The following is an 18975-nucleotide window of genomic DNA, read 5'->3' as shown; positions in this document are numbered from 1 at the left end:
ACACCTCATTGGGATGTGAGCAAGGGTGGGCGGCGGAAAAGGCCGTGCACCGGACCGAATACCACGGACAGCAGGTACAGCACGCCGGCCACCAATACGATGGATGGCCCGCTGGGCAGGGAAAAATGGAAGGACAACAGCAGGCCCAGCCAAACCGATAGACAGCCCAGGATCGCGGCCACGGCCATCAGCACTGGCAGGCGGCGGCTCCAGAATCGCGATGCGGCGGCCGGCAGCATCATCAGCCCGACCACCATCAGTGCGCCAATGGCTTGGAAGCCGATCACCAGGTTCAACACCACCAGGGTCAGGAACACGCCATGGGCCAGCGGGCCAAGACGACTGACGGTTTGCAGGAATAATGGGTCCAGGGTATCGAGCAGCAGGGGGCGGTAGATCGATGCCAGCACCAGGAGGCTGAGCCCCGAGACCCAGAGCATGCCGTTAAGCGTCGGACCGTCCACCGCCAATGCCGAGCCGAATAGCAGATGGAGCAGATCCAGACGCTTGCCGGCGATGCCGAGAATCAACACACCGGCCGCCAGTGAGATGGGATAAATCGCCGCAAGGCTGGCGTCTTCCCGCAGGCCGGTGCGCCGGGTGATCCAAGCGGCGAGGCCGGCCATGCTCAAGCCCGCGCCGAGGCCGCCGATCGTCAAGGCAGGCAGGCTGAGACCGGCGAACCAGAAGCCCAACGCCGCCCCCGGCAGGATGCCGTGGGCCACGGCGTCGCCGATCAGGCTCATGCGACGCAGGATCAGGAACACGCCCAGCGGCGCGGTGCTGCACGCCAGCACCAGGCCGCCCAGCAAGGCCCGCCGCATGAAGAGGAACTCCTGGAACGGTTGCCAGAAATGAGTGGCCGCGAGCATCAAGCCACCCACGCGCAGGGTTGTTGGGCAATCAGTTCAACGCTTCGGCCCAGCGCGCAACCCGTGTTTTTAATCAGCAGCGTATGGGGGATATGTTGGCGAACCGCAGCCAGATCATGACAAACCACCACCACGGTTCGACCTTCGGCATGCCAGCCGTGGATGTGTTTCCAAAGCAGGGCCTGACCTTGTTCATCAAGGGCAGCATGAGGTTCATCAAGCAACAGCAGCGGCGCTTCGGCCAGGCTCAGGCGAGCGAGCAGGGCGCGCTGCAACTCACCTCCGGACAGCGCCATCAACGGGCGGCGTTCGAGCCCGGTCAGTGCCCAGTTGTCCAGTGCGTCCTGCAACAACTGCTTGCGAATGAGTGGGGTGTGTCGGTTCCCCCACGCGCCGGCAGCCACCAACTCCTGCACGTTGATGGGAAACTGACGATCAAGGTGTTGCTGCTGGGGCAGGAACGAAACGCCGCCGCGACGTGGAGCCTCCAGCACAACTTTTCCGGACAGCGGCTTTTGCAGCCCGGCCAGGACTTTTAACAGGCTGCTTTTGCCCGAACCATTGGCACCGATGATCGCGGTCAGGCTGCCAGCCGGTCGCTCCATGTCCAGCGGCGGAGTGAGGGGTTGTCCGGGAGCACCCCAGCGCAGATTCTGGCAACGAATCATGGTGCCTCCCGAGGCCAACGGCTGTGGGCGACAGCATCGTGGGCGTGGAGGCTTTCGGCATGAACGACTTGCACCTGGCCGGCAACGATGCTGGGTAATGGACTCAACGCCGCGTTCAATCTTCGGGCGGCGTCTTCGCAGAACATCAGGTTCTGACCGTTGGCAAGGGCGAACGCTTGCTCGTCGGCGCGCTTGACCGCCGTTTGCACCGCCGTACCGAGGGCGGCCTCAGCGTTGTCGATCACGGCCAGCAGCGGCACGTCGTTGCAATCGGTGTTCAAGCGCAGGGTCAGGGTGGCTGTGCTGCGTTGGCTGTGAGGGGTCGCAACGATGCCATTTGACGAGCCCAGCCAGGCGAGAACTTCTGCGTGCTCCAGTCGCTTGTTGGCGAAATCGTCAACGAATTGTTGTTGGATCAACTGCCGGGCGAGCGCGGCCGAGCAGGGGCAGGTTGAGGAGTATGGGATTTGAATGCGCAGTTCCACGTGGAACATTGCATTTTTCAAGTGCGCTTCGATGCTTATCGGGTAGCTTTTCCAACCGGCCAGCGGACTGACCAATGCCGGTCGCTTGAGTAACACATCGGTGTGAATGCCCAAAGAGGCTGCACGCGACAGGCCCTCATGGCTGTCGAGGAACTGCTGGAGGATTTCGCGCATCAGTGATGGAGCCAATGGTGCGTCTTCGAGCTTTTCCAGCGCCACGTACAAGCGAGACATGTGAATGCCCCGAGCGGTGCCGTCATCCAGGCTGACACCTGCATCGGCGGTTGCGCCCAGGCGTTGTCCGTTGATCAAAACCGGGGTCGCGATGCCGCACATTCCCACCCAATCGAGGGGAAGGGTTTCGCGTGAAACCTGCGCAGCCACGTCTGGCAGTGTTAACGCATTCATGGTCGAAGTCCGTGATGTGTTCGAAGTTGATGTTATAGTATTACATAAAATTCGAACACTCTTTGTTCATGAACGGAGTTTCATGTGCCTGCGTTCCACGTGAAACATCAAGGCATTGAGTTCTGGCAGCCGTTGAGGCGACCGCAGATAAATGCGCCAGCGCTGCCGCCTGAACTGGCGAAACGGTTGATCGTTGTCCATCCCACGCGCCGGCTGTAACCCACCCAGCTTTCGCCGTTGGAGGCTACGCCTGTGAAGAAGGTGAGCTGGCCATACCGATCATTGGTTTGCGCCCAGTAGCGCCGACTGGCCATTTCAAATCCGCGCAAATAGACCGTCTTCCCAGCCGTCATGACGCTGTAGGCATTGCCTTGCCCGTCTACGCACGCCAGTAAATTTGCGCTGCGTGTGCAGGTCGCCAACAGCGGACTTTGTGCCGAGGCTGTGCCCAGCGACCATAGCAGCAGTGAGCTCGCTACGAGCAATTGTAGAAGTTTAGCCATGGCGCGTTCTCGGAAAACGGGGTTGGCAGAAAGATATTGTTATACTATAACATAAATATACCTAAAACTCGCCGAGGTCCGAGGACGGGCCGTTGCGCGCGTCCGTCGTGACCCAAGCGGTCGCCCGATGAGGATAGACCCCATGCCCAATCGCCTTCCCGTCACTGTGCTCTCCGGATTTCTCGGCGCCGGAAAAAGCACCTTGCTCAACCATGTCCTGCGCAATCGAGATAATCTGCGAGTCGCGGTGATCGTCAACGATATGAGCGAGATCAACATCGATGGCAGCGAAGTCCAGCGCGATGTGACACTTAACCGCGCCGAGGAAAAACTCGTGGAAATGAGCAACGGCTGCATTTGCTGCACCCTTCGCGAAGACTTGCTGGAGGAGGTTGGCCGCCTCGCCAGGGAAGGGCGTTTCGATTATCTGCTGATCGAATCCACCGGTATCTCCGAGCCGCTGCCGGTGGCTGAAACCTTCACCTTCCGTGATGACCAAGGTCGGAGCCTGGCCGATGTTGCTCGGCTCGACACCCTGGTGACGGTGGTGGATGGGGTGAATTTCCTGCTCGATTATCAAGCCGCCGAGAGTCTCGCATCCCGGGGAGAAACCCTGGGGGAGGAAGACGAACGCTCCATCACCGACCTGCTGATCGAGCAGGTCGAGTTTGCCGATGTGATTCTGATCAGCAAGATCGACCTGATCAGTCGTGACGAGCGGGAAGAGCTGATGGCGATCCTGCAACGCCTCAATGCCCAGGCGCAGGTCATTCCCATGTCGATGGGGCAGGTGCCTTTGGGGCGAATCCTCGACACCGGCCTGTTCGACTTTGAGCGCGCCGCCCAGGCCCCCGGCTGGCTCCGGGAGATGCGTGGCGAACATGTGCCGGAAACGGAGGCGTACGGCATTGCCTCGACAGCCTACCGGGCGCGCCGGCCGTTTCATCCCCAGCGCTTTTTCGACTTCATCGACCGGCCATGGACCCAGGGCAAACTCCTGCGTTCGAAGGGCTTCTTCTGGTTGGCCAGCAAACCTGAGGAGGCGGGTAGCTGGTCCCAGGCGGGCGGTTTGATGCGCCATGGATTTGCCGGACGCTGGTGGCGCTTCGTCCCCAAGGACCAGTGGCCGCAGGACCCGGAGAGCACCGCGGCCATCATGAACCATTGGCTCGCCGCCACGGGCGATTGTCGCCAGGAACTGGTCTTCATCGGCCAGGGCCTCGACTTTGCCCGACTGACCGCCGAACTGGACGCCTGTCTGCTGACCGATGCGGAAATGGCCCTCGGTGTCGAGGCGTGGCGTCGGTTGCCGGATCCGTTCGGCACCTGGCATGACGAGGTCGCAGCATGATGGCGGCGCCACTTCTGCGCAGCGTCGTGACGCGCCAGGTGCAGGGCGAAACCCCGCAGACGCTGGCCCAGGTCCTGGCCGACGACACCAACCTGGCGGTGTGGCAGCGCCAGCTTCCCGCGCACATCAGCGATTTTGCGGCGATGGTGCTGTCGATGGACCAATCTCTCGCCGAATCACGGGTGCTTGAATTACCGGACGATGAGACCGCGCCGAACCTGGCCGGCCTGGCCACAGGCTTCATGGATCTGCAAGGCTACGAAGGATTCATCGCTGACGTCGCCTGGCTGGTCAGCGCGTTTGCGTGCTTGCTGGGCGCGCGGCGTGTCGGCCTGCGCCTGCGGACATTGGACAAGGCCATGTGCCCGCGCTTTCACGTGGATCACGTGCCGGTGCGATTGCTGACCACGTATGCGGGCGTTGGCAGCCAGTGGCTTGAGGAAGGCGCAATGGATCGGCGACGGCTTGCCGAGCCCGCGGCGGAGCCTGGCGATCCGCGCGTCATCCAGCAGTTTCGCAGCGGCGACGTGGGCTTGCTGAAGGGCGAGAAATGGCATGGCAACGAAGGCCGGGGCCTGATCCATCGCTCGCCGGCGCTTGCCCCGGGGCAGCGCCGGCTGATCCTCACGCTGGATTGGCTGGCTTAAGGGGCGAGCCAGGTGCCCTGGTTCTGCCCCTGGCAAAATGGCTTGAGGTACGCGGCATCGGTGGCCACGCCGTAATAGTGAATATCCTGGCGATAAGGCATATTGGCGACTTGGGCGTTGCTGCAAATGCCGAACGCGCCGCCAGGGCATTGATCGACGTACTGCACGTCGACTTTCTGGCCGGCGAGGCTGGGTTGGCAGAAGCCGTCGGCGAACAGCTTCGCTGGGATGTTGCGGTTCTGCTGGCAGACTTTCACGTCCAGCCGTTCCGCCTGGCTGTGGACCACGCAAGCCTGGGCCAGCACCTGGCTTGACGCCAGCGCCAGCAACAACCCGCCCATCATCCGCATCTTCACCTCCATCGAAAGCCGTCGATTATGTTGCAGCACATTCCCACCCATGTCATCGCCGGCCCCTTGGGCGCCGGCAAGACCAGCCTGATCCAGCACTTGCTGGCCCAGCGTCCGGCCAACGAGTGCTGGGCGGTGCTGATCAACGAGTTCGGCCAGATCGGCCTGGACGCCGCGCTGCTGACCCAAGCTGCCGATGGTATCGCACTGGGCGAGGTGGCCGGGGGTTGCCTGTGTTGCGTCAACGGCGTGCCGTTCCAGATCGGCCTGGGTCGACTGCTGCGCAAGGCGCGACCGGACCGGTTGTTCATCGAGCCCTCGGGCCTGGGCCATCCCGTGCAGTTGATGCAGCAGTTGAACGAGGCGCCATGGCTCGGCGTGCTGGCGGTGCAACCCTGCGTGTTGGTGCTCGATGCTCGGGCGCTGGCGGACGGCAGGCCAGTGCCCGACGTCCAGCTGGAAACCCTGGCGGATGCGGGATTACTGGTACTGAACAAGTCCGAGACCCTTACGCAGGCTGATCGCGAACGTGTGGCCGGGCAATTGCCTGGGCGCGCGCTGCACTGGACCCAACAGGCGGCGTTGCCCCTTGATCGACTGCCGGGGCTGGCCGCTCGAGGGCGCGAGGCCGTGGCTCATCTGAAGCTGCCCCATGGCGTGGGTGCGCTGCCGGCAGTCTGGAGCGACCCCTCGCTGCCGATTTGCCTGTTCCAACAGCAAGAGACTGCCTGGAGCATCGGGTGGCGCTGGCACCCCAGCCAACGGTTCGATACGGCGGCGGTGATCCAGTGGCTGCAAGGCTGCGCCTGGAAGCGGGCGAAGATGGTGATCCACGGCACCGACGGTTGGTGGTCGGCCAACGCGGTGGAAGGGGCGACACCGCACTGGCAACCCAGCGAATGGCGACAGGATTCACGGGTCGAGCTGATCTTTGACAGGCCGCAAGACGTGGCTATGTTGCAGGCCGGTCTGGCGACATGCCGGTGCCTCTGAATCTGCGCTGTTTCAGGGCTTCCACTTGTTGTGTTCCTGTCGCCACTGGCTCAGTTCGATGACTTCAGCCCTGGGTCGGGTCTGGACCGGTTCGATCGGTGTGGGTGGGGTTTCTTCGAATGGCATAGGGTAGGGCGCCAGCTCGATGTGCGCACTGTGGGCGCCGAACTGGGTAATGGTGCCCGAGTGGCGGGTTTCGCCCGTGACAGTGAATTCGAAGTTGTAGATGCGCGCCAAGCGCCGTCGGCCGTTGGCGTCTTTCACGAACCCGATCTTCTTCAGTGCCACGTTACCGTCGAGCAATTCGATCTTGAGCTGGGCGCAATGCTGGATGACCCTTGCCAGCGCCCGTTCACGCAAACCATGGTTGTGCCACAGCCAGGCGCCGCCGGTGGCCAGCAGCATCAGCACGAAGATGTTTCCAAGGGTCAGCATGAACGAAGTGCTCCAACAAGTTGCCGTCAGCTTAACTGTGTCGCCGGTCTGTCGTACAGGCTGCGTTTAGTCGCATACTGCGCGGCTTGAATTTCAATCGTTTTACGGAAACTTCCCGCATGAAACGTACACCTCATCTGCTTGCCATCCAGTCTCATGTGGTATTCGGTCACGCCGGCAACAGTGCCGCCGTGTTTCCGATGCAGCGGGTCGGGGTCAATGTCTGGCCGCTCAACACCGTACAGTTTTCCAATCACACCCAGTACGGCCAATGGGCCGGAGAGGTGCTGGCACCACAGCAGATCCCGGCCCTGGTGGAGGGGATCGCGGCCATCGGTGAGTTGGGTCAATGCGACGCGGTGCTGTCTGGCTACCTGGGCAGCGCCGCCCAGGGGCGAGCGATTCTGACCGGTGTCGCGCGGATCAAGGCAGCCAACCCGAAGGCGTTGTACCTGTGCGATCCGGTCATGGGGCATCCTGAGAAGGGCTGCATCGTGGCGCCCGAGGTGAGCGCGTTTATGCTGGAAGAAGCCGCTGCCGTGGCGGACCTCATGTGCCCGAACCAACTGGAGCTGGACAGTTTCTCGGGACGCAAGGCGCAGTCATTACTCGATTGTCTGGCCATGGCCCGGGCGTTGCTGATCCGTGGGCCGAAGGCGGTGCTGGTCAAGCACCTGGCCTACCCTGGCAAGCCTGAAGACAGTTTTGAAATGCTGCTGGTGACCGCCGATGGCAGTTGGCACTTGCGTCGTCCACTGCTGGCCTTCCCGCGCCAACCGGTGGGTGTGGGTGACCTGACGTCGGGGCTGTTCCTGGCGCGGATACTGTTGGGAGACAGCCTGGTGGCGGCCTTCGAATTCACCGCCGCCGCTGTTCATGAGGTGCTGCTGGAAACCCAGGCATGCGCCAGTTACGAGCTGGAGCTGGTTCGCGCCCAGGACCGCATCGCCCATCCGCGTGTGCGGTTCGAGGCGGTGCCGATCAGCCTCTGATCGCCCCTGGCTGGAGCGTGCTTTGTGGGAGCGGACAGGCCCGCTCCCATCTTCTCTGCGGCGCCGTTACGGCCCGTCGGCCTTGATCTCCTGATAACGTTTTTCCAGTTCCTGGCGGATCTGGCGACGTTGCTTGGCCTGTTCGAAGCGGCGCTTCTCCTCGCTGTTCTGCGGTTGCAGTGGCGGAACGGCAGCGGGTTTGCGCAGATCGTCCACTGCGACCATGGTGAAGAAGCAGCTGTTGGTATGGCGCACCGAGCGTTCACGAATGTTCTCGGTCACGACCTTGATACCGACTTCCATCGACGTGTTGCCGGTGTAGTTCACCGACGCGAGGAAGGTCACCAGCTCGCCGACATGAATCGGCTCACGGAAAATCACCTGGTCAACCGACAGTGTCACCACGTAGCGCCCGGCGTAGCGGCTGGCACAGGCGTAGGCGACTTCGTCGAGGTATTTGAGCAGGGTACCGCCATGGACATTGCCAGAGAAGTTGGCCATATCGGGGGTCATCAACACCGTCATCGACAGTTGGGCGTTTCCGGGTTCCATAACGTACTCACGGTTCAAGGCAGCGATGTAGGAAGGCACCTCTACGGGCGCTCATGGGGGGGCTGCAGGCGACACACTTTGCATACCACCGATATCGGGACGCTGGGTCTGTGTTTGCCGTCACGCGCCGATGGATCTGTTTCCTTATATTGCACCGTCTTTTTGTCGGAAGTCGCGGTGTTACCCTTCAAAAAGCCCATGTGAGGGCATTTCCTACAACTGAAACGGACTTATCCAGCCCTGCGTTGGGTCATTGGGAACAGGGAGCCGCCGCATGCATGCCATCAGCTTTATCCAGGATCTGGCGATCATCATGATGGTAGCGGGGGTGGTGACCGTCCTCTTTCACCGTTTCAAGCAACCGGTGGTGCTGGGCTACATCGTCGCCGGTTTCATCATCGGCCCGCACACGCCGCCATTCGGCTTCATCCACGACGAAGACACGATCAAGACCCTGGCCGAGCTGGGGGTGATCTTCCTCATGTTTTGCCTGGGCCTGGAGTTCAGCCTGCGCAAGCTGTTCAAGGTCGGGGCTACCGCGTTCATCGCGGCATTCCTCGAAATCGTGCTGATGATCTGGATCGGCTACGAAATAGGGCGCTGGTTTGACTGGGGCACCATGGACTCGCTGTTCCTGGGCGCGATCCTGGCCATTTCCTCGACGACCATCATCGTCAAGGCCCTCAACGACCTGAAGATGAAGAATGAACGTTTCGCCCAACTGATCTTCGGTGTGCTGATCGTCGAGGACATCCTGGGCATCGGCATCATTGCCTTGCTCTCGAGTATTGCCGTCAGTGGCACGGTGAGCTCCGGCGAGGTGTTTTCCACGGTCGGCAAGTTGTCGTTGTTCATGATTGTCGCGCTGGTGATCGGCATCCTGCTGGTGCCGAGGCTGTTGGCCTATGTGGCAAAGTTCGACAGCAACGAGATGCTGTTGATTACCGTGCTGGGCCTGTGTTTCGGCTTTTGCCTGCTAGTGGTGAAGCTGGAATACAGCATGGTGCTCGGGGCCTTCCTGATCGGCGCGATCATGGCCGAGTCGCGGCAGTTGCTGAAGATCGAGCGGCTGGTAGAGCCGGTGCGCGATCTCTTCAGTGCGATTTTCTTTGTGGCCATTGGCTTGATGCTCGATCCGGCCATATTGCTGCAGTACGCCTGGCCGATTGCCGTGATCACCGCCGCAGTGGTGCTGGGCAAGATGCTGTCCTGCGGGCTCGGCGCCTTTATCGCCGGGAACGACGGGCGTACCTCGTTGCGAGTTGGGATGGGGCTTTCACAGATCGGCGAATTTTCTTTCATCATCGCTTCGTTGGGGATGACCCTGCAGGTCACCAGCGATTTCCTCTATCCGGTCGCGGTCGCCGTTTCGGTCCTGACCACGTTGATGACGCCTTACCTGATCCGAGCCGCCGACCCGCTGTCCGTAAGGTTGGCGACCGTCATGCCGAAACGTCTGACGCGGGTATTGGGGATGTACGGTGAGTGGTTGCGCAGCATCCAGCCCCAAGGCGAGGGGGCGATGGTGGCCTCGATGATCCGACGGATTCTGCTGCAGGTGGGCGTCAATCTGGCGCTGGTGATCGCGATCTTTGTCTCGGGTGGTTATTTTGCCGAAGGCATGTCGGCTTACCTGCAAGCCTGGATCAGTGACCCAAGCTGGCAAAAAGCGTTGATCTGGGGAGGGGCGTTGCTGTTGTCGCTGCCGTTCCTGATTGCCGCGTACCGCAAGCTCAAGGCGCTGTCGATGCTGCTGGCTGAGCTGGGCGTGAAGCCGGAGATGGCCGGCCGTCACACCCAGCGCGTGCGTCGGGTGATCGCCGAAGTGATCCCGATTCTTTCGTTGCTGATGATTTTCCTGCTATTGGCAGCCTTGTCGGCCAGCATTTTGCCGACCAACAAGCTACTGGTTCTGATCGCCGTGGTGGCCATCGCCGTGGCCGCGTTGCTCTGGCGCTGGTTCGTGCGCCTGCACACACGGATGCAGGTGGCCTTGCTCGAAACCCTCGACAATCACAAGGAGTCGTCCGGGCATTGATTGGCCGCGGCGAGCGTCGATCAGCTTTCCAGCCAGACGTCCCGGGCCCAGTGCCAGACCGATTCCCAGGTTTCCTCGGCGATCAGTTCTTCTTCGGCTTGCCACAGCACCACGGTGCCGTCTTCTTCGACGCAGTAGTAATCGTCGCCATCCTGGCAGATCGGAATCAGGCTGCGGTCGACGCCGGCGTCCCAGGCGTTGGCAGCCACTTCCGGCAGGTAGGTGTGTGACTGTGGGTCGGTAACGGTGACCGGCTCCAGGCTGCCGTAGACGACATCGCTGACGGTCAGCAAAAACTCCCTGAAGACGAACGGGATATCGATGAACAGCTGCTCTTCGATCTCTACCAGCAGGTCTTCGTCGGGCAACTCCAGCGGAACCGGCACGGGTTCGTTGGCTTCACGCAATTGTTCGATGATTTCTTCCACGTCCGGGGATCCTCTTTCTCGATGGCGCGGTTTTGTATGGAGCGGTTTATACAGTAGCTCGCTATAGATGCAACCGCGAAATAGAAAACCCCGGCCGGGGCCGGGGTTCTTTTATTTCAACATGCAAAACGCGCCAAGGTTCAACTGTTCTGGCGGATACCGGCTACCAGCCAAGGCTGGTCATCGCCCTGGGCACGTTCCATGTTCCAGCTTTCGCTGAACGCTTCGCCTTGGTCGAAGCGGGAGTTTTTCGACACGCCGCTGAAGGTCAGGGTGGCGATGGTCTTGTCGGCACGATCATCGACGCCGTCCAACTGCACGTGCAGGTTGTCGATGTGAGTGGACTGGAAGCCGTCACCCAACTCGGCACGCTCGCGCTTGAGGAACTCCAGCAGTTGTGGGGTCACGAACTCGGCGATCTTGTCCATCTCGTTCGCGTCCCAGTGCTCCTGCAAGGCCTGGAAGTGGTTGCGAGCGGCTTCGACGAAACGCTGTTCGTTGAACCAGGCGGGGGCGTTGATGACCGGACGGGCCGCCACGGGCGCTGCCGAACCACCGAAGATCGAACCACCAGCGGGTTGCTGGTTGAACACTTCACGCTGCATCGGCGCGCCGGCCGGAGCGAACTGCTCCTGCTGCTTGCGACGACGGGCGGCGATGAAGCGGAACACCAGGAAAGCGATGACCGCCATGATTAGGATGTCGAAGAACTGCATGCCCTGGAAGCCGTCGCCCATGAACATGGAGGCGAGCAGGCCACCGGCGGCGATGCCGGCCAATGGGCCGAGCCAGCGCGAAGCGCCGCTGGCCTTGGTGGCAGCGCCAGCGGCACCGGCCGCACCGGCGGTGGCCGCCGTGGAACCGGCTGCCGAAGAAGGCGCCATCTGGCTGGTTTGGTGAGTCGGAGCGGCCCCCGAGCTTTTACCACCGCCAAAGCGCTTGGCGGCGTTGGCATCGATGGCCATCGTCAGGCCAATGCACAGCGCCATGGCGATGCTAAGAAAACGTTTCATATAAAGGCATTCCCATTTGTGAATAGCACACGCGCCATGTTGCACAGGTGAAGTGGTGCTGGCTAGCGGCAGAGTGTTTCGGGCTTTTGCGCGACAGGTGAGGTTCAGCTTCAATCGCGCAAGAGGGCTTGTTCGCTTTTGGCTGTAGGAAAGATGCATAAGTTCTGTCGGAGAACTGAAGGCAATCTTCCTGTAGGAGCGAGCCTGCTCGCTCCTACAGGAACAGACCCGCTTCGTGGCCGGTTCAGATCGCTTCGAGCTTGGCATACCCCAGCATCAGCCATTTGCTGCCTTCGCTGAAGTTCACCTGCACCCGGGCCTGGGCGCCGGCGCCTTCGAAGTTGAGGATCACCCCATCGCCGAACACCGAATGCCGTACGGCCTGGCCGAGGCTGAAGCCGGTTTCCGGGATGTCGCTGCCACCGAACAGGCTGCTGGTGCCTTGCGACTGGCCGCCGAACGGCCGGCTGACGCTGTTGGACAGGCGCACTTCCTGGATCAGGCCCTTGGGCACTTCACGTACGAAGCGCGACACCTTGTTGTAGGTCTCGCTGCCGTACAAGCGTCGGGTCTCGGCATAGGTCATGACCAGGTTCTGCATGGCCCGGGTGATGCCGACGTAGGCAAGACGCCGTTCCTCTTCCAGGCGTCCGGGTTCTTCCAGGCTCATCTTGTGGGGAAACAAGCCTTCCTCCATGCCCACCAGGAACACGTAGGGGAATTCCAGGCCCTTGGCGCTGTGCAGGGTCATCAACTGGATGCTGTCTTCGTGCTCGTCGGCCTGGGTGTCGCCGGCTTCCAGGGACGCATGCCCGAGGAACGCCGCCAGGGGCGATAGCTCCGCGTCTTCCTCGGTGTTCTCGAAGTTGCGTGCCGCGCTGACCAGTTCCTCGAGGTTTTCCACCCGAGCCTGGCCTTTCTCGCCTTTTTCCGCTTCGTGGTAGGCGATCAGGCCGGACTGTTCGATCACCGTCTGGGTCATCAGGTGCAGCGGCATCTCCACGCACTTGGCGGCCAAGTCTTCGATCAGGTCCATGAACGCCTTCAGCGCGCCGGCCGCGCGGCCAGTGACGCCCTTGTTGGCCACCAGATGGCGCATGGCTTCCCACATGGACACATGGCTGCGGCGTGCGTGATCGCGAATCGCTTCGACGGTCTTCTCGCCAATGCCTCGCGTCGGCACGTTGATCACCCGCTCCAGGGCCGCGTCGTTGCCGCGGCCTTCGATCAGGCGCAGGTAGGCCATGGCGTTCTTGATTTCGGCGCGTTCGAAGAAGCGTTGGCCGCCATAGATGCGGTACGGGATCCGCTCGCGCAGCAAGGCCTCTTCCAACACCCGCGACTGGGCGTTGGAACGGTACAGGATGGCGATGTCGCTGCGCGCCAATCCGGTTTTCAAGGCGCTCTCGATGGTTTCCACCACATAGCGGGCTTCATCGTGTTCGTTGAAGGCGGCATAGAGGTTGATGGCCTCGCCTTCGCCGCCGTCGGTCCACAGTTCCTTGCCCAGGCGCCCGGTGTTATTGGCGATCAGGGCGTTGGCGGCCTTGAGGATGCCGGCGGTGGAGCGGTAGTTCTGTTCCAGGCGGATGACTTCGGCGTCCGGGAAGTCCGCCGAGTACTGGTGGATGTTCTCGATCTTGGCACCGCGCCAGCCGTAGATGGACTGGTCGTCGTCGCCCACCACCATCAGGCTGTCGCCACCCTTGGCGAGCAGGCGCAACCACGCGTATTGCACGGCGTTGGTGTCCTGGAACTCGTCCACCAGCACATGGCGGAAACGCTTCTGGTAGTGCTCCAGCAGGCCGGGATGATCACGCCACAGGTCCAGCGCTCGCAGCAGCAACTCGGAGAAGTCGATGACCCCGGCGCGCTGGCAGGCCGCCTCGTAGGCTTCGTAGATGCTGCGCATGGTCGCCAGGAACAGGTCGCCGCTGGCCTGGATGTGTTGCGGGCGCAGGCCTTCGTCCTTCTGGCCGTTGATGAACCACTGCGCCTGGCGGGCCGGCCAGCGCTGCTCGTCCAGGCCCAGTTCGCGGATCACGCGTTTGACCAGGCGTTGCTGGTCGTCACTGTCGAGGATCTGGAAGGTCTGGCTCAGGCCGGCTTCCTGCCAATGGGCCCGCAGCAAGCGGTGCGCCAGGCCGTGGAAGGTGCCGACCCACATGCCGGCGGGGTTGATGCCCATCAACTGCTCGATGCGATGCCGCATCTCGGCCGCGGCCTTGTTGGTGAATGTCACCGACAGGATCGAATGGGGCGAGGCGTTTTCGACCTGGATCAACCAGGCGATACGGTGCACCAGCACTCGGGTTTTACCGGAGCCAGCACCGGCCAGGACCAACTGACGACCCACGGAGGCGGCTACGGCCTGGCGTTGGGCATCGTTGAGGGAATTCAGCAGAAGGGAGAGATCATCGCGCATCAGGGCATTCTAGGGTGCGGCGCCACCCCGGGCAAACTCCGCTTCGCCTGAGCCGATGAAAGATCGTTTGAGGATGACCGGTTGGTCATGGGCTGCAGCCGTTGTCAGTGCTCGCTTGCAGAGGCCGCGGGGTGAGGAACAGGCGAGTATTTTGCGTATTTTTATGAGCTGGAGCAGTGTGGGATGGCCTCGGGCTTGTGTATGCTCGGTGCTCGTTTTCGGGTTCTCCGTGCCCTCTGAATAAGAACAAGAACAGTGCCTATGACCCTTAATTCCGATCTGGCGGGCCCTTGTGTGGAGCCGCGGGTCATTCGCAAGCAGTACGCCACGGAGATGGCGGTAGAACGTACACGGTTGCTGTACCAGGGCTCGCTGCTGCCTACGCTGTTCATGTTGATCAATGGCCTGGTCTGCGCCGCGCTGCTGTGGGAGCCCCGGCGCTATTTCCTGGTCAGCGTCTGGCTGGTCTGGTTGCTGTCGCTGGTCGCGTTGCGGGTGATCCAGGTCGCCGCGTTCGACTCGGCGATACCCAGCCGCCAGGCCCACCCGATCTGGTTGCGCATGTTCCTGCTGGGCTCGGCGATGACCGGCCTGACCCTGGCCGGTGCTGGCATCGCGCTGGTGCCGGCTGACAGCTTCCAGCAGCAGGCCTGGGTATTCGGCCTGATCGGCGCGGCCACCCTCTCGGCCAGCGTCGCCTACGCGGTGAGCCTCCCGGCCTACCTGTCATTTACCTTGCCCTGCCTGTTGCCGGCCATCGGTTATCTCTTCTGGGGCGGTGATGAGCAACAGCACGGCTGGGGTTGGCTTGGACTGGTGGTGCTGGTCTCGCTGAGTGTCGTGGCCTGGCAGGTCAATCGGCTGATCCAGAACGGCCTGCTGCGGCGGTTCCAGAACCAGGCGCTGATCGAGCACTTGCAACAGGCGCAAGCCCGCGGCGGGCAGCTCAACGAGGCACTGGCCCGCGAGGTCGAGCAACGGCGCACGGCGGAAGACAAATTGCGGGCCGCCCAGGTTGGCCTGGAGGCACGGGTCGCGCAACGCAGCCACGAGCTGGAGCTGGCCAGCCAGGCCCTGAGCAAGAGCGAGGCGCGCCTGGCCCTCGCGCTCAAGGCCAGTGAGCTGGGGTTGTGGGACTGGAACCTGCAAACCGATGAAGTCCACCACACCCAGCTCAAGGAATTGTTCGGCCTGGAGCCCGAGTACGTCACGGCAATGCTCAGCCATCTCACCCCGCGCTTGCATCCCCAGGACCTGCCGGTCCTCAAGCGGGCCCTCGTCGAGCACCTCAAGGGCCGCAGCGAGGATTACCAGATCGAGTACCGCGTGCGCCACGGCGACGGTCACTGGGTCTGGATCGAAGACCGTGGCCGGGCCGTGGAGCGCAGCGCTGGCGGTCGGGTGTTGCGCATGGTCGGCACGCGGCGAAACATCAGCGCTACCAAGGAGCAGGAGCAACAGCGGCAACTGGCGGCCACGGTGTTCGAGGCCGCCAGCGAAGGCATCGTGATTTTCGATCCGGGCTTCGTGCTGCTGGCCGCGAACCAGGCCTTCACCCGGGTGACCGGCTTCAGCATCGACGACATACTCGGTCGCAATGTGGTGGATCTGCCATGCAGTCGCGACGCGCGCCGGCACTACCCGGTCATCCGCCAGTCGCTCAAGCAACATGGCACCTGGCAGGGCGAACTGGTGGAAGCGCGGGCCAACGGTGAGCTGTATCCGCAGTGGCTGCAGTTGAACGTCGTGCGTGATGCCCGGGGCAATGTCAGCCATATCGTCGGCTTCTTTGCCGATCTTTCAGCGCGGCGCGAATCCGAAGAGCGGATGCGCTACCTGACCCACTACGACGAATTGACCGGACTGGCGAACCGTTCACTGTTTCGCGAACGCTTGCAGGAAGCGCATCAGCGGGTACGCCAGGGTGGACGGCGCAGCCTGGCGCTGCTGCACATCGATCTGGACCGTTTCAAACTGCTCAACGACAGCCTGGGTCACGACATCGCCGACCAACTGCTGCAGAAAATGGCCCGGCGTCTGATCAATGCGCTGCCCGAGGCCGACACCATTGCCCGCTTGTCCGGCGATGAGTTCGGCGTGCTGTTCGATGCCTATGGCAATCTCTCCAGCCTGGCGCGGGTCGCCACGCGGCTGTCGGCCAAGTTGCGCTTGCCGCTGACCATCGAAGGCCATGAGCTGGTGGTCAGCGCGTCCATTGGCATCAGCCTGCTGCCCGACAATGCGCGGGAAGTCTCCGCACTGGTCAGCCAGGCGAACATGGCCATGCAACATGCCAAGCACTTGGGCGGCAACAACTTCCAGTTCTACACCGACAGCCTCCAGGCCAGCACCCTGGAGCGCCTGCAGTTGGAGAACCAGCTGCGCAAGGCCCTTGAAGAGCAGCAACTGAAGGTCTTCTATCAACCCAAATTGTGCCTGGCCACCGGCCGCCTGAATGCCGCGGAGGCGTTGGTGCGCTGGGACCATCCGGCCATGGGGCGGGTCCCGCCGGGCGACTTCATCGGGCTGGCCGAGGAAACCGGGCTGATCGGGCCGATTGGCGAGTTCGTGTTGCGCCAGGCGTGCTGGCAGGCGTGTGAATGGCAGCGCCAGGGGCTCGCGCCGATCAGGGTATCGGTCAACCTGTCGGTGCATCAGTTGCGCCAGGGCAAGTTGGTCAGCCTGGTACGGCAGGTGCTGGAGGAAACCGGGCTGGAGCCTCGGTATCTGGAACTGGAACTGACCGAGAGCCAATTGCTCGACAGCGTCGAACATATCATCGCTACGTTCCAGCAACTGCGCGACCTGGGCGTGACGCTGGCGATCGACGACTTTGGCACGGGCTATTCGTCCTTGAGCTACCTCAAGCGGATTCCCGTGGACTACGTGAAGATCGATCAGGCCTTCATTCGCGGGTTGGGGGAGGGCAGTGAAGATGCGGCGATCACCCGAGCAATCATCGCCATGGCACATGGCTTGTCGTTGAAGGTAGTGGCCGAGGGTGTGGAGCGGGAAGACCAGTTGGCGTTTCTCAGGAACGAGCGGTGCGATGAGGTGCAGGGCTACCTGATCAGCCAGCCGATCGAGGCGCAAGGGCTTGGAGACTTATTGAGGGCTCAGCACTGATTGTACGGGGAACTTTCCACCGACTCTTATTGAGTCGGTGGAAAGTCAGGAAGCGCTGTTTTTTAATCGGTAATCAGAACGTTGTCGATATGGTGCAGTAATTCGCCTTCGTGGAAAATACTGACGCCGGTTACATTGGAGTTGCCACTGACTTTATATTCGACGGGTTTGTCGGTAATGGCTTGCAAGTGCATGCCGTCAGAAGTTTCAAGTTTCAACTCCAGGCGCAGATCGAAGGACTTGTCTTGTACCAGGCTGCGTTCCAGCTTCGGTATAACGCCGGCGTTGGGCACGGTGACAGTGCCGTTGGTGCGGAAGAAAGCGTCGCCGGGCATGCGGTTGATGTGTGCGGTCCAATCTTTGGTTTTAATGTTCATGGTGTCACTCCTTTGAGAATGTATTGGCTTCCTGCGGGCTCAATATAACCATCCGACCAGGAATGAGAAATCACCCAGGCTGTTTCATTTGTAAGTTGATTTATTCAGGCTTTAATCGACGCAGTAAACTTCCAGGCCAATACAGTAACTTGCAACTAGACAGTTGATCGTTAATCGCGTGAGCGACGGTCGGCAGCGCAGAGGCGGGCAGAACCGCCGCCAAGCGCTCGCGCGGCGCCACGCGCAGGTGGCTACATCGGGGATCTTCGGCTAAAACCAAGGCGCAGCGCGGTGATTCAGTTACGTTTAGGGCAGGCAAAAAGCCAATTCTTGTAGTATAACTACAAGCTTGCTACATCCCGGCACCTGCCAATAACAAGAGTCCAGCCCTTTGAACCTGTTGCAACACATCGCCCAGTCACGCCACCTGCTGCGCAAATCGGAGCTGAAGGTCGCCGATCACGTGCTGCTCGACCCTGCGGCCGTCATGCACAGCTCCATGGCAGACCTTGCCCACAGCGTAGGCATCAGCGAACCGACCATCGTGCGCTTCTGCCGGGCCATCGGCTGCTCGGGGTTCCAGGACCTGAAACTGAAGCTGGCGCAAAGCCTCGCGGCCGGTGCCAGCTTCGGCCAGTTTGCGATCCACGAAGACGATTCGGTCGCCGACTACAGCCTGAAAATCTTCGACACCACCCTCCACACCTTGATGGAGGTGCGCGAGAAGCTCGACCCTGTGGCCTTGCAGAAAGCCGTCACGGCGATGTCCCAGGCCCAGCGCGTGGAGTTTTATGGCTTCGGTGCGTCAGGCGCGGTAGCCGCCGATGCCCAGCACAAATTTTTCCGGCTGCTGCTGACGGCGGCGGCCTATTCCGATCCGCACATGCAGGCGATGTCGGCCGTGACCTTGAAACCCACCGACGTTGCTATCTGCATCTCGCAGTCGGGACGCTCCAAGGACCTGCTGATCACCGCCAACCTGGTGCGCGAGAGCGGCGCTTCGCTGATCACCTTGTGCCCGAGCCAGACGCCCCTGGCGGAACTCTCCACGGTGAACCTGGCAATCGACGTGCACGAAGACACCGAAATCTACACCCCGTTGACCTCGCGTATCGCCCACTTGGTGGTGATCGACGTGCTGGCGATGGGCGTTGCCATGGCCCGCGGGCCGAGCCTGGTCAACCATCTCAAGAGCGTGAAGCGCAGTTTGCGCAGCCTGCGTTTGTCGCCCAAGTCGGTGAAGGCGCTGGATGACTGAGTTCTGAGGGCCGAAGCTTCTGTGGCCAGGCGCAGGCGTGCTCACCACAGGGCG

Annotated in this window: 18 protein-coding genes; 7 read left to right on the top strand and 11 right to left on the bottom strand. The window is 61.8% G+C overall.

The annotated features are described in order from the left end of the window. Positions 1–5: 5 nt before the first annotated feature. From AD664_RS24145 to AD664_RS27305, 4 genes are all read right to left on the bottom strand, one after another. Positions 6–872, bottom strand: coding sequence for a metal ABC transporter permease (locus AD664_RS24145; RefSeq protein ID WP_053150527.1), 867 nt, complete (start codon positions 870–872; stop codon positions 6–8). Beyond that, a complete protein-coding gene (locus AD664_RS24140) occupies positions 872–1540 on the bottom strand; it encodes a metal ABC transporter ATP-binding protein (protein ID WP_053150524.1) in 669 nt (222 codons plus the stop codon). The genes AD664_RS24145 and AD664_RS24140 overlap by 1 nt, the downstream gene beginning before the upstream one ends. Further along, positions 1537–2433 (bottom strand): GTP cyclohydrolase FolE2, encoded by an 897-nt coding sequence (folE2, locus tag AD664_RS24135; protein WP_053150521.1) that lies wholly within the window; start codon positions 2431–2433, stop codon positions 1537–1539. Before folE2 ends, AD664_RS24140 begins: the two co-directional genes overlap by 4 nt. A gap of 107 nt (positions 2434–2540) precedes the next feature. Next, positions 2541–2936 carry a glutamine synthetase gene (locus AD664_RS27305; protein WP_083454248.1) on the bottom strand — a complete coding sequence of 132 codons (396 nt, stop codon included), beginning with the start codon at positions 2934–2936 and terminating at the stop codon, positions 2541–2543. A 142-nt stretch (positions 2937–3078) separates the two neighbouring features. On the opposite strand from AD664_RS27305, the gene zigA reads away from it, so the two are divergent. After that, positions 3079–4287 (top strand): zinc metallochaperone GTPase ZigA, encoded by a 1209-nt coding sequence (zigA, locus tag AD664_RS24130; RefSeq protein WP_053150518.1) that lies wholly within the window; start codon positions 3079–3081, stop codon positions 4285–4287. Further along, positions 4284–4934, top strand: coding sequence for a DUF1826 domain-containing protein (locus AD664_RS24125; RefSeq protein WP_053150516.1), 651 nt, complete (start codon positions 4284–4286; stop codon positions 4932–4934). The genes zigA and AD664_RS24125 overlap by 4 nt, the downstream gene beginning before the upstream one ends. On the opposite strand, the gene AD664_RS24120 is transcribed toward AD664_RS24125, so the two are convergent. After that, positions 4931–5284 (bottom strand): hypothetical protein, encoded by a 354-nt coding sequence (locus AD664_RS24120; protein WP_053150513.1) that lies wholly within the window; start codon positions 5282–5284, stop codon positions 4931–4933. The genes AD664_RS24125 and AD664_RS24120 overlap by 4 nt on opposite strands. A gap of 27 nt (positions 5285–5311) precedes the next feature. Here AD664_RS24120 and AD664_RS24115 point away from each other — a divergent pair, with 27 nt between their 5' ends. Beyond that, positions 5312–6277, top strand: a complete 966-nt coding sequence (locus AD664_RS24115; protein ID WP_053150511.1) for a GTP-binding protein — start codon at positions 5312–5314, stop codon at positions 6275–6277. Positions 6278–6289: 12 nt separating this feature from the next. On the opposite strand, the gene AD664_RS24110 is transcribed toward AD664_RS24115, so the two are convergent. Then, complete coding sequence (locus tag AD664_RS24110; protein ID WP_053150509.1) at positions 6290–6712, bottom strand: DUF3301 domain-containing protein; 423 nt, start codon at positions 6710–6712, stop codon at positions 6290–6292. A gap of 119 nt (positions 6713–6831) precedes the next feature. Between AD664_RS24110 and pdxY the strand changes: the two genes are divergently transcribed. Then, positions 6832–7704 carry a pyridoxal kinase PdxY gene (pdxY, locus tag AD664_RS24105; RefSeq protein WP_053150506.1) on the top strand — a complete coding sequence of 291 codons (873 nt, stop codon included), beginning with the start codon at positions 6832–6834 and terminating at the stop codon, positions 7702–7704. Positions 7705–7770: 66 nt separating this feature from the next. Here pdxY and AD664_RS24100 read toward each other — a convergent pair whose 3' ends face one another. Next, positions 7771–8256, bottom strand: a complete 486-nt coding sequence (locus tag AD664_RS24100; RefSeq protein ID WP_053150503.1) for an acyl-CoA thioesterase — start codon at positions 8254–8256, stop codon at positions 7771–7773. Positions 8257–8530: 274 nt separating this feature from the next. Here AD664_RS24100 and AD664_RS24095 point away from each other — a divergent pair, with 274 nt between their 5' ends. Continuing rightward, positions 8531–10294, top strand: a complete 1764-nt coding sequence (locus tag AD664_RS24095; protein WP_053150500.1) for a cation:proton antiporter — start codon at positions 8531–8533, stop codon at positions 10292–10294. Positions 10295–10314: 20 nt separating this feature from the next. On the opposite strand, the gene AD664_RS24090 is transcribed toward AD664_RS24095, so the two are convergent. The 3 genes from AD664_RS24090 to uvrD form a co-directional block, all read right to left on the bottom strand. Beyond that, positions 10315–10722, bottom strand: a complete 408-nt coding sequence (locus tag AD664_RS24090; protein ID WP_042731763.1) for an SMI1/KNR4 family protein — start codon at positions 10720–10722, stop codon at positions 10315–10317. A gap of 140 nt (positions 10723–10862) precedes the next feature. Further along, the gene (locus AD664_RS24085) at positions 10863–11735 is read right to left on the bottom strand and encodes a Tim44 domain-containing protein (protein ID WP_053150497.1); all 873 of its coding nucleotides are present in this window, start codon (positions 11733–11735) and stop codon (positions 10863–10865) included. Positions 11736–11979: 244 nt separating this feature from the next. Next, positions 11980–14160 carry a DNA helicase II gene (gene uvrD, locus AD664_RS24080; RefSeq protein WP_053150493.1) on the bottom strand — a complete coding sequence of 727 codons (2181 nt, stop codon included), beginning with the start codon at positions 14158–14160 and terminating at the stop codon, positions 11980–11982. A 261-nt stretch (positions 14161–14421) separates the two neighbouring features. Here uvrD and AD664_RS24075 point away from each other — a divergent pair, with 261 nt between their 5' ends. Further along, the gene (locus AD664_RS24075; RefSeq protein ID WP_053150488.1) at positions 14422–17286 is read left to right on the top strand and encodes a bifunctional diguanylate cyclase/phosphodiesterase; all 2865 of its coding nucleotides are present in this window, start codon (positions 14422–14424) and stop codon (positions 17284–17286) included. Positions 17287–17348: 62 nt separating this feature from the next. Here AD664_RS24075 and AD664_RS24070 read toward each other — a convergent pair whose 3' ends face one another. After that, complete coding sequence (locus AD664_RS24070; protein WP_053150484.1) at positions 17349–17663, bottom strand: hypothetical protein; 315 nt, start codon at positions 17661–17663, stop codon at positions 17349–17351. A 391-nt stretch (positions 17664–18054) separates the two neighbouring features. Here AD664_RS24070 and hexR point away from each other — a divergent pair, with 391 nt between their 5' ends. Beyond that, positions 18055–18921, top strand: coding sequence for a transcriptional regulator HexR (gene hexR, locus AD664_RS24065; protein WP_003187110.1), 867 nt, complete (start codon positions 18055–18057; stop codon positions 18919–18921). Positions 18922–18975: the final 54 nt, after the last annotated feature.

Source organism: Pseudomonas sp. P97.38, from assembly GCF_001269745.1.
Taxonomy (GTDB): Bacteria; Pseudomonadota; Gammaproteobacteria; order Pseudomonadales; family Pseudomonadaceae; genus Aquipseudomonas; species Aquipseudomonas chlororaphis_E.
This window is presented reverse-complemented; position numbering and strand designations above follow the sequence as displayed.

Coding starts and splice junctions, on each gene's coding strand:
- AD664_RS24085 (WP_053150497.1), bottom strand. CDS start 11,735: ATGAAACGTTTTCTTAGCATCGCCATGGCGCTGTGCATTGGCCTGACG.
- AD664_RS24120 (WP_053150513.1), bottom strand. CDS start 5,284: ATGCGGATGATGGGCGGGTTGTTGCTGGCGCTGGCGTCAAGCCAGGTG.
- AD664_RS24070 (WP_053150484.1), bottom strand. CDS start 17,663: ATGAACATTAAAACCAAAGATTGGACCGCACACATCAACCGCATGCCC.
- AD664_RS24140 (WP_053150524.1), bottom strand. CDS start 1,540: ATGATTCGTTGCCAGAATCTGCGCTGGGGTGCTCCCGGACAACCCCTC.
- AD664_RS24145 (WP_053150527.1), bottom strand. CDS start 872: ATGCTCGCGGCCACTCATTTCTGGCAACCGTTCCAGGAGTTCCTCTTC.
- AD664_RS24095 (WP_053150500.1), top strand. CDS start 8,531: ATGCATGCCATCAGCTTTATCCAGGATCTGGCGATCATCATGATGGTA.
- uvrD (WP_053150493.1), bottom strand. CDS start 14,160: ATGCGCGATGATCTCTCCCTTCTGCTGAATTCCCTCAACGATGCCCAA.
- pdxY (WP_053150506.1), top strand. CDS start 6,832: ATGAAACGTACACCTCATCTGCTTGCCATCCAGTCTCATGTGGTATTC.
- AD664_RS24115 (WP_053150511.1), top strand. CDS start 5,312: ATGTTGCAGCACATTCCCACCCATGTCATCGCCGGCCCCTTGGGCGCC.
- AD664_RS24075 (WP_053150488.1), top strand. CDS start 14,422: ATGACCCTTAATTCCGATCTGGCGGGCCCTTGTGTGGAGCCGCGGGTC.
- folE2 (WP_053150521.1), bottom strand. CDS start 2,433: ATGAATGCGTTAACACTGCCAGACGTGGCTGCGCAGGTTTCACGCGAA.
- AD664_RS24110 (WP_053150509.1), bottom strand. CDS start 6,712: ATGCTGACCCTTGGAAACATCTTCGTGCTGATGCTGCTGGCCACCGGC.
- AD664_RS24125 (WP_053150516.1), top strand. CDS start 4,284: ATGATGGCGGCGCCACTTCTGCGCAGCGTCGTGACGCGCCAGGTGCAG.
- zigA (WP_053150518.1), top strand. CDS start 3,079: ATGCCCAATCGCCTTCCCGTCACTGTGCTCTCCGGATTTCTCGGCGCC.
- AD664_RS24100 (WP_053150503.1), bottom strand. CDS start 8,256: ATGGAACCCGGAAACGCCCAACTGTCGATGACGGTGTTGATGACCCCC.
- AD664_RS27305 (WP_083454248.1), bottom strand. CDS start 2,936: ATGGCTAAACTTCTACAATTGCTCGTAGCGAGCTCACTGCTGCTATGG.